The organism is Kaistia defluvii (assembly GCF_040548815.1).
Lineage (GTDB): Bacteria > Pseudomonadota > Alphaproteobacteria > Rhizobiales > Kaistiaceae > Kaistia > Kaistia defluvii_A.
This window is the reverse complement of sequence record NZ_JBEPSM010000001.1, coordinates 1,569,983-1,582,486: the sequence shown is the minus strand read 5'-3', so window position 1 is coordinate 1,582,486 and position 12,504 is coordinate 1,569,983. Positions and strand designations below refer to the sequence as shown.

The following is a 12,504-nucleotide window of genomic DNA, read 5'->3' as shown; positions in this document are numbered from 1 at the left end:
GCGAGAGGTTTTTGAGCCTGCCGACGACTACCCGTTGCCGCCGCTGTGGCGGCGCGGTAAAGGCAGACTATGACCCGCCCCGACACGCTCCGCATCGCCCTTGCCCAGATCAATCCGGTTGTCGGCGACATCGCCGGCAATCTCGAAAAGGCGCGCGCCGCGCGCGCGACCGCCGCGGCGGGCCGCGCCGACGTCGTCATGTTCAGCGAATTGTTCCTTTCGGCATACCCGCCGGAAGATCTCGTGCTGAAGCCGGCGTTCCAGGACGCCTGCCGCGCCGCCTGCGAGGCGATCGCCGCCGATACCGCCGATGGCGGTCCGGCCGTGCTGATCGGTTTGCCATGGCGCGAAGACGAGGCGCTCTACAACGCCTATGCGCTCTGCGACAACGGCCGGATCGAGACCGTGCGCTTCAAGGTCGATCTGCCGAATTACGGCGTGTTCGACGAGAAGCGCGTCTTCACGCCCGGTCCGCATCCGGGACCGATCGTGCTGCGCGGCGTGCGCATCGGCGTTCCCATTTGCGAGGACATCTGGGGTCCCGATCCCGTTGAGTGCATCTCGGAGACGGGCGGCGAGATCCTGCTCGTCCCGAACGGCTCGCCGTTCCGCCGCCGCGTCATGGACCAGCGCTTCAACGTTGCGGTCGCGCGCGTCACGGAATCCGGCCTGCCGCTGGTCTATCTCAATCAGGTGGGCGGCCAGGACGAGCTCGTCTTTGACGGCGCCTCCTTCGTGCTGAACGCCGACGGCTCGCTCGCCGTGCAGATGCCCGCTTTCCGCGATGCGATCGAGATCGTCGAGTTTGCCATGGTCGACGGCGCCTGGCGCTGTGTCGACGGTCCGAAGGCGCGGATCGAAGAGGGCGACGAGGCGGACTATCTCGCCTGCGTGCTTGGCCTGCGCGACTATGTCGGCAAGAACAATTTCCCAGGCGTCGTCCTGGGTCTGTCGGGCGGTATCGACTCGGCACTGGTTGCGGCGATCGCCGTCGATGCCCTGGGCGCCAATCGCGTCCACTGCGTGATGCTGCCCTATCGCTATACCTCGCAGGACAGCCTCGTCGATGCCAAGGCCTGCGCCGAGAAGCTCGGCGTGCGCTATGACATCGTGCCGATCGCGGAGCCGGTCGAGGGCTTCATGCATGCGCTCGCGCCGATGTTCGCCGGCAAGGCCGCCGACATCACCGAGGAAAACCTGCAGTCGCGCGCGCGCGGCACCATCCTGATGGCCATCTCGAACAAGTTCGGCGCCATGGTCGTGACAACAGGCAACAAGTCCGAGATGTCGGTCGGCTACGCCACGCTCTATGGCGACATGAATGGCGGCTTCAATCCGATCAAGGACCTCTACAAGACGCAGGTCTTCCGGATCTCGCATTTCCGAAACACGGTGGTCCCGGAAGGCTGCCTCGGCCCATCGGGCGAGGTGATCCCCGAGCGGATCATCACCAAGCCGCCGACCGCCGAGCTGCGCGAGAATCAGAAGGATCAGGATTCGCTGCCGCCCTACGAGATCCTCGACGATATTCTCGAGAGCCTCGTCGAAGGCGAGATGCGGGTTGGCGATGTTATCGCGCGCGGGCATGAGGCGGCGACAGTGCAGCGGATCGAGCATCTGCTGGCGATCGCCGAATACAAGCGCCGCCAGGCCGCGCCGGGCGTCAAGCTCAGCCGCCGCAATTTCGGGCGCGACCGCCGCTATCCGATTACCAACAAGTTCCGCGACAGGGCCTGAGCCCCGTTCCGCTGGAGACCGTTCGTCACGGTCTCCAAGCTCGGATTTCCGAACTTCTGCCGCAAAAGAAAAGGCCCTCCGATGGAGGGCCTTTTCATATTCGCTGCAGCGTGCCGGATCAGCTGTGGACGTTATCCGGCGGGATCGGCACGTAGCCGGCGGTCGAAGCGGGCTCCGGATCGGGGCGTGCGCCGCCCTTGGAGTCGTAGACCGCGACCGGATCCGGCGTCGAATTGCCGAGAACCTTGACCTTCGTGCCGATGGGCGCGCGGCCGTACAGGTCGATAATGTCCTGGTTCATCATGCGGATGCAGCCGGACGAGAGCGACTTGCCGATCGACCAGGGCTGCGTGGTGCCATGGATGCGGTACAGCGTGTCGACCTTGCCCTGATAGAGGTAGAGCGCGCGGGCGCCGAGCGGGTTGCCGGGGCCGCCGGGCATGCCGTCGGGCCACTTCGCGGCTTCCGGATCGCGCGCCATCATCTCCTTGGGCGGATGCCACTTCGGCCACTGCTGTTTGGCCTGGATGGTCGCGTCGCCGGACCAGGCAAAGCCCTGGCGGCCGACGCCGACGCCGTAGCGCAGCGCGGTTCCGTTCTCGAACACGAGATAGAGGAAATGGTTGTAGGGATCGATGACGATCGTGCCCGGCTCGGCATTGATCTCGGTCGGCAGGTTGACCACCTGGCGATAGAAGCGCGGGTTGATCTTGGTCAGGTCGATCGCGCCGACGGGGAACGGCTCATCCGTGATCGGGCCGTACATCGTCGCAAAACCCTGGTCGATGACCGGGGCGCCCATGCCACCGCCGTCGGCAACCGGTCCGCCCGGCTGCGAGGTCTGGCATGCTGCAAGCACGACCGGGAGACCGATCATGAATGTGCGGCGGCTCAGTTTTCCTGCCGCCTTCAGAGGCTTCGTCTCGTTCAAAGCCTGTTCCTTTTCATCATCATACTGGGAAGAACCCAATTAAAACCGGAACGCTCCGGGGGAAGCATGTCCGAACCCGATCGTCTCGACTGGCTCGATTCCGCCGACGCCCTGGCGGCGCGATCCAATAAGAATGATATGCACCCTTACTGGTTGCTTTCGCATTTTGTCGCAATGACAATTTCGCCACACAGCTTGCCAATCCAAGCGAACCAACGGCCGCGTCTGTTTTCCGTTCAACTCTGTCTGGGGCCGAGATTGGCCCAAACCAAGGCACATTAAGCATGTTTTTGTTCCCGGCCTTGAGATGCGGGCGACTGTTGCTTAAATGACGCGGGCTTTCGTCCTCTGCGTTCCTGCACATCGCGCATGAATCGGTTATCAGGGGCGATCACTGTGTCGGAGCCTTCATGCGCTGGTCGCCCCAACAGGAAAATGCGCTCTCCGCCGTATCCGAATGGCTGCGGCGAGGGGACAGTCCCGTCTTCCGCCTGTTCGGCTATGCCGGCACGGGCAAGACGACGCTGGCGCGCCATATCGCCGAGGATATCGATGGCGATGTGGCCTTCGCCGCCTTCACCGGCAAGGCGGCGCATGTGCTGCGCTCGAAAGGCTGCGAAGGCGCCGGCACGATCCACAGCCTGATCTATCGGCCGCGCGCCAATGAGGACGAGGAGCAGCCTGTCTTCGCCCTGAACCATGACAGCGCAGCGTCAAAGGCCGACCTGATCATCATCGACGAGTGCTCGATGGTGGACGAGGATCTCGGCCGGGATCTGCTGTCCTTCGGCACGCCCGTCCTGGTGCTGGGCGATCCGGCGCAGCTACCCCCCGTCAAGGGCGGCGGCTTCTTCATCGAGCAGGAACCCGATTCGATGCTGACGGAAGTGCACCGTCAGGCGCAGGACAATCCGATCATCCGCCTTTCCATGTCGGTCCGGGCCGGCGAGCCGATCGAATATGGCGAGCATGGCGAAAGCCGGGTCATCTCGCGGCGCGAGATCGATGCCGCGCAGATCCTTGCCGCCCACCAGGTTCTTGTCGGCACCAACAAGACGCGCCGGCTCTACAACCAGCGGATCCGCGAGTTGAAGGGCCTGCTGAGCCCCATGCCAGCAGTGGGCGACAAGCTCGTCTGCCTGCGCAACGACAAGCAGAAGGGTCTGCTCAATGGCGGCACATGGGTCGTCTCGGAACTCGGCGCGCCGCGAAAGAGCTTCCTGCGCCTCAGCCTGAAGCCGGAAGAAGACGCGACGGGCAAGGCCGTGAAGGTGTCGGTCCACCCGAACTTCTTCGAGAATGGCGGCGAGGATCTGCCGTATGCGCAGCGGCGCAATTCCGACGAGTTCGACTATGGCTATGCGCTGACGGTGCACAAGTCGCAGGGCTCGCAATGGGACGATCTGGTCCTGTTCGACGAAAGCTACGCCTTTCGCGAGCACCGTGATCGCTGGCTCTACACCGGCCTGACCCGCGCAGCGAAGCGGATCACCATCGTCCGCTGATCGGCTTCGTTGCGCGGGCCCGCGGCGCGCGCTAAAGCCTTCGGCATGACCAGCCCCTCCGTTATCGTCCGCTTCGCGCCGTCTCCGACCGGTTTTCTTCACATAGGCAATGCGCGGCCTGCCTTGCTCAATTGGCTGTTCGCCCTGAAGGCGGGCGGGCGCTTCATCCTGCGGCTCGACGATACGGATCGCGAGCGCTCGAAGGAGGAATATGCCGAGGCGATCCGGCGCGATCTGAACTGGCTCGGCATCCTGCCGCACCAGTTCGAACGCCAGTCGCTGCGCACCGATTCCTATGACGCGGTCGTGGCGCGGCTGAAGGCTGCCGGGCGCCTCTATGCCTGTTATGAGACCGCCGATGAACTGGACCGCAAGCGCAAGCGCCAGGCCGCGCGCGGCTTGCCGCCGGTCTATGACCGCGCCGCGCTCAAGTTGACCGAGGACGACCGCGCCAAGCGGGAAGCCGAAGGCCGCAGGCCGCATTGGCGCTTCAAGCTCGACGAGTCGGTCGGGCATGTGACCTGGGACGATCTGGTTCGCGGGCCGCAGACGGTCGATATCGGCTCGTTGTCGGATCCGGTGCTGATCCGCGAAGACGGTACCTATCTTTACACATTGCCGTCCGTCGTCGATGACGCCGACATGGGCGTGACGCACATCATTCGCGGCGACGATCACGTCACCAATACCGGCGTGCAATTGCAGCTGTTCGAGGCGCTGGGCGCGCCTTTGCCGATCTTCGGCCATCACAACACGCTGACGACCGCGAGCGGCGAGGGTCTCTCGAAGCGCACCGGCGCGCTCTCGTTGGGGTCGCTGCGCGAGGCGGGCTACGAGCCCATGGCGGTCAACTCGCTCGCCGTGCTGATCGGGACGTCTGTCTCCGTCGAGCCGGTGGTCGATCTGCCGACGCTGGCAGGCCTTGTCGATCTCTCCATGGTCTCGAAGGCACCGGCCAAGTTTGACCCGGCCGATCTCGACGGACTCAACGCCAAGCTCCTGCACGCCAAGCCCTATGCGGATGTCGCCGACCGCCTGAAGACGCTGGGCGTCGAGGGCGGCGAGGCCTTCTGGAGCGCCGTGCGCGGCAATCTCGTCCTTCTCAAGGACGCGGTCGCCTGGTGGGCGGTCGTGACGGGGCCGATCCCGCCGCATGTGCCGGCCGACGAGGACGAGCGGGCTTTCCTGGCATCCGCGCGCGACCTCCTGCCGGCCGGCCCGTTCGACGGCCAGAGCTGGAAGGTCTGGACCGACGCGGTTAAGGCGGCGACCGGCCGCAAGGGCAGGGCGCTGTTCATGCCGCTTCGCCAGGTTCTGACCGGGCTCGATCACGGACCGGAACTGGCGGCGCTGCTGCCGCTCATCGGCCGCGAACAGGCCCTGGCGCGGCTCGAGGCGGCGCTTTCCTCCTGAAACGAACGAGGCCGGCAAAGCCGGCCTCGGACTGGATCATAGCTGTTAGTGCGGGCTCAGGCGAGGCCGCGCGCCAAGGCCGTGGCGGCGCCGGGTGCCGCCGGAAGCTGCGGCAGTAGCAGCGCATTCAGCACGTGATAGGTGTCGGGGCGGCCGGGCCAGACGGAACCGGCTTCCGTGAGGTCGCCGGCAAGCTGGTGCTTCCAGGTGCCGCGCTGGGGCTCCACGAAATAGCGGGCGGCATGGTCCCATAGCTTGCGGTACCAGTGCTCGTAGAGCGCGTCGCCCGTCACCGCACCCAGAAGGGCGGCGGCGGCGATGCCTTCGCAAAGCGACCAGTGCATGCGGACCTCGGTCACCACGACGCCCTCGAAATCGGTCGTGTAGACGAAGCCGTCATGGCCATCGACCGCCCAGCCAAAGGTGATGGCATGGTTGAACAGGGCCGTGGCCGCTTCGCGCAGCCAGGCCGGCGGCGCCGTCAGCGACGCTTCGATGTGAACCAGCAGGCGCGACCATTCCAGCCAGTGTCCAACCGTCGAGCCAAAGGGGCGGAACGGATGGGCGCGATCGTCGGTGTTATAGTCGGGCTGCGGCTTCCAGTCGGAATCGAAGTGTTCCGGCAGGAACCAGTTGTGCTCGCGCGCGGCCCGGTTGATCAGCCGATCGGCCATGGATAGCGCCCGGTCGTACCAGGCGGCGTCGCCCGAGGCATCGCCGGCGGCTAGGCAGGCTTCGACCCAATGCATGTTCGAATTGGCGCCGCGATAGCTGTCCATATCGGTGAAGTCGGCCGCGAAGGATTCGCGCGACATGCCGGCTTCCTCGTCCCAGAAATGCTTCAGGAACACCTCGGCCGCGGCGTCGAACAGTTCGCGCCCGCCGGGGCGGCCGGCTTCGGCGGCCGAGGCGCCGGCCAGTAGCACGAAGGAATGGTCATAGGCGGCCTTGCGGCCCGGGATCGGGCAACCGGCAGGCTCGAGGGCCGAGTACCAGCCGCCATTCACCTTGTCGTGGAAGTCGTTCGTCAGGGCGGCGACGCCATGATCGACCAGCGGGCCCGCTCCCGGAATTCCGCGCATGTAGGCAAGGGCGGCGACGTGGGTCATGCGACCGTTCAGATAGAGCTCACGCGGCCGGATCGGATCGGACGTGCCATCCTCGAGCAGATAGCCGAAGCCGCCTGCCTCGAGGCGGGCTCCCTGCAGGAAGTCGATCAGGCGGTTGATCTGATCGTTGAGCCAGTTGCGATGCGTCGGCAGCCCGAGCCAGGGCGGCGTGGTGATAAGGGTCATTGGCGTCTGCTCCCGTCATGTCCTGTGGGACGGCCTGCCTTCGGCGGCGCGATCGTCCTGGTCGCTTCTTGTGTCTTGATCCGCACCGCGACGTGGCTGCGCTGGTCGCGTTCCGACGTGTCAGTTGAGCATTTTGTCGAGCCCATCGTCCATCGCGCGACGCTCTGTTGTCGCGGCCGCGGCCGATCTGGCTGGACTATTGGGCGTAGAAATAGGAGGGGCCGACACGCCTTGCGACGCCGGCCTGGCGCGACGGCGACGGTGACAGCGAGGCAACCGGCGTCTCCACGCTCGCCGTGCCCAGCGAGTCGGGGTCGAGCGAACCGGCGCGGTTGGCAAGCGTTTCGGGGTCTTCGCCGACGAAGGGGGCAGGGCCCGGAACGGGCGGCATGGCTTCTTCCATCGGCGTCTCGGCCAGCGCTGCCGGGGTATAGCCGCCGGTGAACGCCTGGATCGACGAGGGGCTGCCGCATGTGCAGCCGGGGTTGAAGCTGGTGCGGTAGGCAAAGGCGGTCGAGAGCGCGCTATAGGGCGTTTCGTCCGACGTGGCGCGCGCGTCGGAGCTGTCCTGGCCAGGATTTCGGTGCGCGTAGAGGGCTACCTGGGTGCCGGGGCACATCTGCTGGCAGACCTGCTCGTCCGTTGCGAAATTGGCCCGGCGCGTCGAGAAGCTGATCGGGAAATAGTAGCCGTCGCAGGTGCGGACGCAGAGCGTGCGATAGCTGCCGCGGCCGAAGCCGCGCTCGGTCGTATCGGCCGTGGAATAGTTGCGGTCGCGCTCGGCGGTCGCGGGGACGCGGGCGATCTGCTGCTGCTCGTAGACGCGGTTTTCCGGGTTGAACAGGCGCTCGAGGAAATTGCGCGGGCGCTGCTGGGCATAGGCCGCGTATTGCGGGCCGCAATCATTCAGGGCCAGCTGCTGCAGGACGTCCGAGCGCTGGCGGGCGCTGGTGTTCGGATCGAAGCTGGAGGCGCTGCGGCGCTGCTCCAGGCGATTGAGATTCGCCTGCATGCCATTGATGCGTTTCAGGATGCCCGCGCATTCTGGCGCGGCGGCATTCGACTTGAACATCAGGAAGCCGCCCTTGCAGCCGGCGCGGCGCGCATCGGCATTGGCGGCATTGAGCGCGGCGCGCTGCTGGTTGATCGCGTTGTCCTGGTTCGCGACCTTGCCGGCGCCGGAGTTCTGGCTCCGCTGCAGGGAGGCAAGCCGGCCTTCCAGGCGGACACAGACGCTGGATGCTGCCTCGGCCATTTCCGCGCCGGCGGCGAAGATCATGGCGGCCATCAGAATTCGGGAAAACACTCTCTCGACACTCATGGATGTGGCCCTTAATCGCATGCGCTGCGCCTGCCTGCCAAAGCTGCCCCGGGGGCAAGACGCCAATAGCACGGATGGGCCGGATGGTCATCATGCGGGCCGCGCTTTTGCCACAAAGCGGTGAGGCAAACGCCGTCCCCGACCGCGCTGATGGCAGATATCACGATCTTTGGTTGGTCATTTTGCCTCGGGTGTGACTAGGTGGCGCGCTGGCGTCGCGGGTTTCCCCGCACCCTCCACCAAGAGAGCCGTTTGAATCATGACTGCGCGCGCATGGACCCCCGTGGGGGCCGACAGGGGCTATCCCTGGCTGACCGAAATCCGGGCGACCATCCTGCTGTCGCTGCCGCTGATCCTCACCAATCTGGCGCAGACGGTCATCACCGCGACGGATGTGGTGATTCTCGGCTGGGTGGGCGCGAACCATCTCGCGGCCAGCGCGCTGGCGACGAATCTCTATTTCGCATTGCTGATCTTCGGCATCGGCCTGGTCTCAGCGGTATCGCCGATGGTGGCGCGGGAACGCGGCCGCAATCGCCACGCAGTGCGCGAAGTGCGCCGGACCGTCCGCCAGGGTCTTTGGGCCTCGGTTGCCATCACGGTGCCATTCTGGATCGTGCTCTGGAACACCGAGCGGCTGCTGCTGTGGCTCGGGCAGGATCCAGCTCTCGCCCATCTCGCCGCGCTCTACATGCGCGGCATGCAATGGGCGATCCTGCCGTTCCTCTGGTATCTGGTGCTGCGCTCCTTCATCGCCGCGCTGGAGCGGCCGTTCTGGTCGCTCGTGGTCGGCATGGCCGGCGTCGTCTTCAATGCGCTCATCGTCTGGGCGCTGGTGTTCGGCCATTTTGGCCTGCCGGCGCTCGGCATGTTCGGCGCGGGCATCGGCAGCACTCTGTCGGCGACGCTGATGTTCCTCGGCATGGCGCTGGTCTGCGTCCGGGATCGCCAGTTCCGGCGCTATCGCGTCTTTGGCCGCTTCTGGCGCGCCGACTGGCCGCGCTTCCTCGCGCTCTGGCGGCTCGGCCTGCCCATGGCGATCGCGGTGGGCCTGGAAGTCACCATCTTCAACGCCGCGGTCTTCCTGATGGGCCTGATCGGCGCCTCGTCGGTGGCCGCCCACGCCATCGCCATCCAGATCGCGTCGCTCTGCTTCATGGTGCCGCTCGGCTTCTCGCAGGCCGCCACCGTGCGCGTCGGCATCGCCTATGGCTCCGGCGATACGGCCGCCATCCGCCGCGCCGGCTGGACGCCCTTCGTGCTGGGCGTCGGCTTCATGGCCTGCACGGCCGTGATGATGTTCCTGGTGCCGGAAACGCTGATCGGCATTTTCCTCGACCGCACCGATCCGTCCAATGCCGAGGTCATTGCGCTCGCAGTGTCGTTCCTCGGCATCGCGGCCCTGTTCCAGGTTTTCGACGGCGCGCAGGCGATCGCCGGCGGCATGCTGCGCGGCCTGCATGATGCGCGCGTCCCGATGATCTATGCCGGGCTGGGCTTCTGGGGCGTCGGCCTCAGTCTCAGCGTTCTCCTGGGCTTCTGGGTCAGGCTGGAGGGCATCGGCATCTGGATCGGGCTGGCCACGGGCCTAGCCGTCGTCTCGGCACTCCTGATCGTGCGCTGGCTGCGGCGCGAGCAACTCGGCCTGATGCGCGGCGGCACCGAGCCCATCGTGGCGCCGATCTCGGTTCACTGATCCAGGCGCTTTTGCCGGCGGGACTCGTTGTGGCGCTGCGCCTTCCTATATTGGGCGCACGCTTTGCCTCGGAGAACACCATGCGCCTCGGACCCGCCCTGACCGCCGCCTTGACCACCGTCACCCTGCTGGCCTGCGCCGCACCGGCGCTGGCGGCCGATCCCGACCTGATCTTCAAGGAATCGACCACCTTCAAATGGGTGACGCCGAACGACAAGATCGCGACCTATGCCATCGATGACCCGGAGGTGGAGGGGGTCGCCTGCTATTTCGCGGCCGCCGAGCGCGGCGGCGTGGCCGGCATGTTCGGGGTCGCCGAGGAGACGTCGGACGTTTCTCTCGCCTGCCGCCAGGTCGGTCCGATCCAGTTCAAGAACAAGATCGGCCAGGGCAGCGAGATGTTCAATCAGCGCCGCTCGATCTGGTTCAAGAAGATGCGGATTTCCCGCGGCTGCGACGCGAAGCGCAACGTGCTGGTCTATCTCGTCTATTCCGACAAGCTGGTCGACGGCAGCCCGAAGAATTCGATTTCCAGCGTGCCGATCATGCCTTGGGGCGACGCGCCCGCCGCCAAATGCGGTGATTTCATCCAGTAGTGCGGGGAGGACGGCGCGCCGCTCGCGCGCCGTTTTGACCGACAAGCCTTGCCGGAAGGCGCGCGAGGCTCTAACCGGATGATCAGTATTCTATTCGGAGCTTTTTCGCATGAACGCCATTGTCCGCCAGCCCGATCCCAAGAAGCTGATCAAAGGCGCGACCGGGGACTGGGAGATCGTGATCGGCCTTGAGGTCCATGCCCAGGTCCTGTCGAAGTCGAAGCTGTTCTCCGGGGCTTCGACCGAATTTGGCGGCGCGCCGAACTCCCATGTCAGCCTCGTCGACGCGGCCATGCCTGGCATGCTGCCCGTGATCAACGAGGAATGCGTCGCACAGGCCGTGCGCACCGGGCTCGGCCTCAAGGCGCAGATCAACAACTACAGCGTGTTCGACCGGAAGAACTATTTCTATCCGGACCTGCCGCAGGGCTATCAGATCTCGCAGTTCAAGCAGCCGATCGTCGGCGAGGGCGAGATCGTGATCGATCTCGACGGCGGCGAGAGCGTGACCGTCGGCATCGAGCGCCTGCATCTGGAGCAGGACGCCGGCAAGTCGCTGCACGACCAGCACCCGACCATGAGCTTCGTCGATCTGAATCGCTCGGGCGTGGCGCTGATGGAGATCGTGTCGAAGCCGGACCTGCGTTCGGCCGACGAGGCCAAGGCCTATCTCACCAAGCTGCGCACCATCGTGCGCTATCTCGGCACCTGCGACGGCAACATGGACGAAGGCTCGATGCGCGCCGACGTCAACGTCTCCGTCCGCCGCCCGGGCGAAGCGCTCGGGACGCGCTGCGAGATCAAGAACGTCAACTCGATCCGCTTCGTCGGCCAGGCTGTTGACTACGAGGCGCGCCGCCAGATCGGCATTCTCGAGGATGGCGGCACGATCAACCAGGAAACCCGCCTGTTCGACGCGAACAAGGGCGAAACCCGGTCGATGCGCTCGAAGGAAGAGGCGCATGACTATCGCTACTTCCCTGACCCCGACCTGCTGCCGCTCGAACTGGAGCCGGCCTGGGTCGACGGGCTGCTGGCCGCCTTGCCGGAGCTTCCCGACGCCAAGAAGGCCCGCTTCATCGGCGACTTCGGCCTTTCGCCCTATGATGCCAGCGTGCTGGTGCTGGAGCGGGATACGGCCGACTATTTCGAAGCCGTCGCCAAGGGCCGCGACGCCAAGACGGCCGCCAACTGGGTCACCCAGGAACTGGCGGCGCGGTTGAACAAGGACGGCAAGGATATCGCATCGAGCCCGGTCTCGGCCGAACAACTCGGCGCGATCATCGACCTGATCGGCGATGGCACCATCTCCGGCAAGATCGCCAAGGATCTGTTCGAGATCGTCTGGAACGAGGGCGGCGACCCGAAGGCGCTCGTCGAGGCGCGCGGCCTGAAGCAGGTCACCGACACCGGCGCGATCGAGAAGGTGGTCGACGACATCATCGCCGCCAACCCGGAGAAGGTCGAGCAGGCCAAGGCCAAGCCGACGCTGGCCGGCTGGTTTGTCGGCCAGATCATGAAGGCCTCGGGCGGCAAGGCCAACCCGCAGGTCGTCAACGACATCCTGAAGAAGAAGCTCGGCCTGGAATAGCCCCGGCCGCGCCCGCTCCCGCGGACCGGATTCCGCGCTATGGTTGTCCCTGCAATCAACGAATTGTCGAGGGACAGCCATGACCAGGGGTTTGCAGGTAACCGGTGCTCGGGCAAGCGGCGCCATGGCGCTGGGCGCATTGGCGGTTGGGGCGGCGGCGGTCGGTGCGATCGCCGTCGGCGCACTGGCCATCGGGCGCCTTCGCATCCTCGAGGCTCGCATCGAGCGATTGTCCGTGGGCACGCTCACCGTCGAGAAACTCGACGTGCGCGAGCCCCGGGGGTAGCGCCGCTACTCAGACGACTTGGTAGGCGGTTCGGGCGACGTCCGGGCGCGGCGTTGCCGTGCGCCGAGGCCGTAGGCTCGCCTGCGCGCACCCGGCAGGAGGCCGCCGCGACGGCTCATCCACGTTGCATGTC

10 protein-coding genes are annotated in these 12,504 nt (G+C 65.9%); 7 read left to right on the top strand and 3 right to left on the bottom strand.

Annotation, left to right across the window (positions count from 1 at the left end):
* The first annotated feature begins 69 nt into the window (after positions 1-69).
* The gene (locus tag ABIE08_RS07400) at positions 70-1,737 is read left to right on the top strand and encodes an NAD+ synthase (RefSeq protein WP_354549901.1); all 1,668 of its coding nucleotides are present in this window, start codon (positions 70-72) and stop codon (positions 1,735-1,737) included.
* Between the two features lie 118 nt (positions 1,738-1,855).
* On the opposite strand, the gene ABIE08_RS07395 is transcribed toward ABIE08_RS07400, so the two are convergent.
* The gene (locus ABIE08_RS07395; protein ID WP_354549899.1) at positions 1,856-2,668 is read right to left on the bottom strand and encodes a L,D-transpeptidase; all 813 of its coding nucleotides are present in this window, start codon (positions 2,666-2,668) and stop codon (positions 1,856-1,858) included.
* 410 nt (positions 2,669-3,078) lie between these two features.
* Here ABIE08_RS07395 and ABIE08_RS07390 point away from each other — a divergent pair, with 410 nt between their 5' ends.
* Positions 3,079-4,173 carry an ATP-dependent DNA helicase gene (locus ABIE08_RS07390; protein ID WP_354549897.1) on the top strand — a complete coding sequence of 365 codons (1,095 nt, stop codon included), beginning with the start codon at positions 3,079-3,081 and terminating at the stop codon, positions 4,171-4,173.
* 45 nt (positions 4,174-4,218) lie between these two features.
* Complete coding sequence (gltX, locus tag ABIE08_RS07385) at positions 4,219-5,586, top strand: glutamate--tRNA ligase (RefSeq protein WP_354549895.1); 1,368 nt, start codon at positions 4,219-4,221, stop codon at positions 5,584-5,586.
* A gap of 56 nt (positions 5,587-5,642) precedes the next feature.
* Here gltX and ABIE08_RS07380 read toward each other — a convergent pair whose 3' ends face one another.
* Complete coding sequence (locus ABIE08_RS07380) at positions 5,643-6,881, bottom strand: AGE family epimerase/isomerase (RefSeq protein WP_354549893.1); 1,239 nt, start codon at positions 6,879-6,881, stop codon at positions 5,643-5,645.
* A gap of 196 nt (positions 6,882-7,077) precedes the next feature.
* Positions 7,078-8,202, bottom strand: a complete 1,125-nt coding sequence (locus ABIE08_RS07375) for a DUF2865 domain-containing protein (RefSeq protein ID WP_354549892.1) — start codon at positions 8,200-8,202, stop codon at positions 7,078-7,080.
* Positions 8,203-8,461: 259 nt separating this feature from the next.
* On the opposite strand from ABIE08_RS07375, the gene ABIE08_RS07370 reads away from it, so the two are divergent.
* The 4 genes from ABIE08_RS07370 to ABIE08_RS07355 all read left to right on the top strand — a co-directional run bounded on the left by ABIE08_RS07370 (position 8,462) and on the right by ABIE08_RS07355 (position 12,371).
* The gene (locus ABIE08_RS07370; protein ID WP_354549891.1) at positions 8,462-9,898 is read left to right on the top strand and encodes an MATE family efflux transporter; all 1,437 of its coding nucleotides are present in this window, start codon (positions 8,462-8,464) and stop codon (positions 9,896-9,898) included.
* 80 nt (positions 9,899-9,978) lie between these two features.
* A complete protein-coding gene (locus ABIE08_RS07365; protein ID WP_354549890.1) occupies positions 9,979-10,494 on the top strand; it encodes a CreA family protein in 516 nt (171 codons plus the stop codon).
* A gap of 109 nt (positions 10,495-10,603) precedes the next feature.
* Positions 10,604-12,085, top strand: a complete 1,482-nt coding sequence (gene gatB, locus ABIE08_RS07360) for an Asp-tRNA(Asn)/Glu-tRNA(Gln) amidotransferase subunit GatB (RefSeq protein ID WP_354549889.1) — start codon at positions 10,604-10,606, stop codon at positions 12,083-12,085.
* Positions 12,086-12,164: 79 nt separating this feature from the next.
* Positions 12,165-12,371: a hypothetical protein gene (locus tag ABIE08_RS07355; RefSeq protein ID WP_354549888.1), complete on the top strand. Its 207-nt coding sequence runs from the start codon at positions 12,165-12,167 to the stop codon at positions 12,369-12,371.
* The last annotated feature ends 133 nt before the right edge of the window (positions 12,372-12,504 follow it).

Bases quoted from the DNA above. Each gene is read 5' to 3' on its own strand.
- ABIE08_RS07400 (WP_354549901.1), top strand. From the start codon at position 70: ATGACCCGCCCCGACACGCTCCGCATCGCCCTTGCCCAGATCAATCCG.
- ABIE08_RS07365 (WP_354549890.1), top strand. From the start codon at position 9,979: ATGCGCCTCGGACCCGCCCTGACCGCCGCCTTGACCACCGTCACCCTG.
- ABIE08_RS07355 (WP_354549888.1), top strand. From the start codon at position 12,165: ATGACCAGGGGTTTGCAGGTAACCGGTGCTCGGGCAAGCGGCGCCATG.
- ABIE08_RS07375 (WP_354549892.1), bottom strand. From the start codon at position 8,202: ATGAGTGTCGAGAGAGTGTTTTCCCGAATTCTGATGGCCGCCATGATC.
- ABIE08_RS07370 (WP_354549891.1), top strand. From the start codon at position 8,462: ATGACTGCGCGCGCATGGACCCCCGTGGGGGCCGACAGGGGCTATCCC.
- ABIE08_RS07380 (WP_354549893.1), bottom strand. From the start codon at position 6,881: ATGACCCTTATCACCACGCCGCCCTGGCTCGGGCTGCCGACGCATCGC.
- ABIE08_RS07390 (WP_354549897.1), top strand. From the start codon at position 3,079: ATGCGCTGGTCGCCCCAACAGGAAAATGCGCTCTCCGCCGTATCCGAA.
- gatB (WP_354549889.1), top strand. From the start codon at position 10,604: ATGAACGCCATTGTCCGCCAGCCCGATCCCAAGAAGCTGATCAAAGGC.
- gltX (WP_354549895.1), top strand. From the start codon at position 4,219: ATGACCAGCCCCTCCGTTATCGTCCGCTTCGCGCCGTCTCCGACCGGT.